Origin of the sequence: Delftia sp. ZNC0008 (genome assembly GCF_000799035.1) — a bacterium.
Taxonomy (GTDB): Bacteria; Pseudomonadota; Gammaproteobacteria; order Burkholderiales; family Burkholderiaceae_C; genus Comamonas; species Comamonas tsuruhatensis.
Genome location: NZ_JTKZ01000172.1, coordinates 1 through 1,797, shown reverse-complemented (window position 1 = coordinate 1,797; position 1,797 = coordinate 1). Strand labels below are relative to the sequence as shown.

The window sequence follows — 1,797 nt, the reverse complement described above, 5'->3', positions numbered from 1 at the left end:
CCATCGGCCAGCTGGCACACGCCGTGAATGCCGGTGAGGCGGTGAAGGCCCAGGCCCTGCTCGATGCCGGCACGCAAGCCGGCGCCGGTTCCGAGCTGTGGGAACGCCATGGCGGCGGCGTGTACGCCGTGACCGAACTGGCCGTGCACGGGCGCGGCGGTCTTGCCAGCTATGCCCTCTATGCCCAGGCGCTGCAGGGCCGGCCGGATGCGGCCGGCGCCGACGAGGCAGCGCACCGCGCCTGGGTGGTCGCTGTGCTGCAGGCCTTCGAGCGCTTCCGGCTGCTGTGCGCTGTGCGCGAGGGGGACTGGGGCGTGTCCGGCCTCAACCGCGCGGTGGAGCAGGCCCTGGATGCGCAGGGCGTGATCCGCCGGGGCGGCGAATGGTATGCGGGCCGTCCCGTCATGGTCACGCGCAACGACGCGCAGCTGGGCGTGTTCAACGGCGACATCGGCATTGCGCTGCCGGGAGCGCACCAGGGGCAGCCAGGGCAACTGCTGCGCGTCTACTTCCTGCAGGGCGACGAATTGCGCTCGGTCGGCGTCAGCCGCATGGCCCATGTGGAGACCGCCTTCGCCATGACGGTGCACAAAAGCCAGGGCTCGGAGTTCGAGCACACCGCCCTGGTGCTGCCCTCGCGCGGCGGCAGCGTGCTGGGGCGCGAGCTGGTCTACACCGGCATCACGCGCGCCCGCCAGGCCTTCTCGCTGTTCTCCGAGGTGCCGGGCCTGCTGGCCTCGGCCGTTGGCAGCCCCACGCAGCGCGCCAGCGGGCTGCTGCGCTGGCTGCAGGAGTGAGTGAAGGCCCCGCGCCTCAGGCCGGGGTCTTGTCGCTGGCGTAGCGGGCCATCATCAGCGCCGTATTGGTCTTGCGGTCGGCATTGACCTGCTGCACCGTGGGCCGCTCGGCCATGCGTGCCAGGTACTCGCGCACGGGCAGGTCGGCCAGAACGTCGCGGCCGCCAACGATCTTGCTGGCCGCGCTGACCAGGGGCAGGTGGACGATGGCGCAGCAGTCGGCCAGCGTGAAGCTGTCGCCCGCCACAAAGGGTGAGAAACGCGCGAGTTTGGCGAAGGCCGCCACGTTCTTGTCGAGCTGGGCCAGCGTGCGCTCCCGGGTGGAGTCGCTGACCTGGCCGCCGAAGAAGGCCTGCGGGTAGAGGATGCGCGCCACCAGCTCCAGGTGCAGGTCCAGGTACACGCACAGCTCGCGCACCTTGGCGGCCTCGAAGGCGTCGGCCGGCAGCAGGGCCGGCGAGGGCGACAGCGTCTCCACGTACTCGACCATGGCGGCCGACTCGCACAGACCCCGGCCGTCGTCGATGCGCAGGTAGGGCACCTTGCCCAGCGGAGAAAGCGCCATGTCGGTCTCTCCCAGCCAGGCCAGTTCCTCGTTGAAGGGCAGCTGCTTTTCCAGCAGGGCCAGCTTGACCTTGTTGTAGTAGTTGCTGGCCGCGAATCCGCACAGGGTGAGCATGGGTGTCTCCTAGGGTGTTGGTGAGGGCTGGGGGATGCGCCTGCGATGGTAGGGGCGGGCAGGGCCTGGCGGGGTCACGGACATGACGTCCTGGGGCAGACCCCTAGAATGACGTCATGCCGCTTCGCCTGCCCTCCACCTTGGCTGCCTGCGCCCGCTGGGCGCTGGGCCTGTGGCTGTGCGTGGCGCTGGCTTCGGCGTTTGCGCCGCTGGCGCGCGCCTCGGGCTGGGAGCGCCTGTGCTCGGCCGCTGGCGAATCGGTCTGGGTGCCCTCGCCAGCCGGTCAGGACGATGCCCTTGCCGGCAGCCACGGCAACGCGG

Annotated in this window: 2 protein-coding genes and 1 pseudogene; 2 read left to right on the top strand and 1 reads right to left on the bottom strand. The window is 70.8% G+C overall.

What is annotated here, in order from left to right:
* Positions 1–797 (top strand): ATP-binding domain-containing protein (locus L995_RS05735; RefSeq protein ID WP_047470054.1); only part of this gene is annotated, 797 nt, incomplete at its 5' end.
* Positions 798–813: 16 nt separating this feature from the next.
* On the opposite strand, the gene L995_RS05730 is transcribed toward L995_RS05735, so the two are convergent.
* The gene (locus L995_RS05730) at positions 814–1,476 is read right to left on the bottom strand and encodes a glutathione S-transferase family protein (RefSeq protein WP_016450404.1); all 663 of its coding nucleotides are present in this window, start codon (positions 1,474–1,476) and stop codon (positions 814–816) included.
* A 116-nt stretch (positions 1,477–1,592) separates the two neighbouring features.
* Between L995_RS05730 and L995_RS05725 the strand changes: the two are divergent.
* Positions 1,593–1,797, top strand: a pseudogene (locus tag L995_RS05725) (hypothetical protein); the annotation flags it as partial.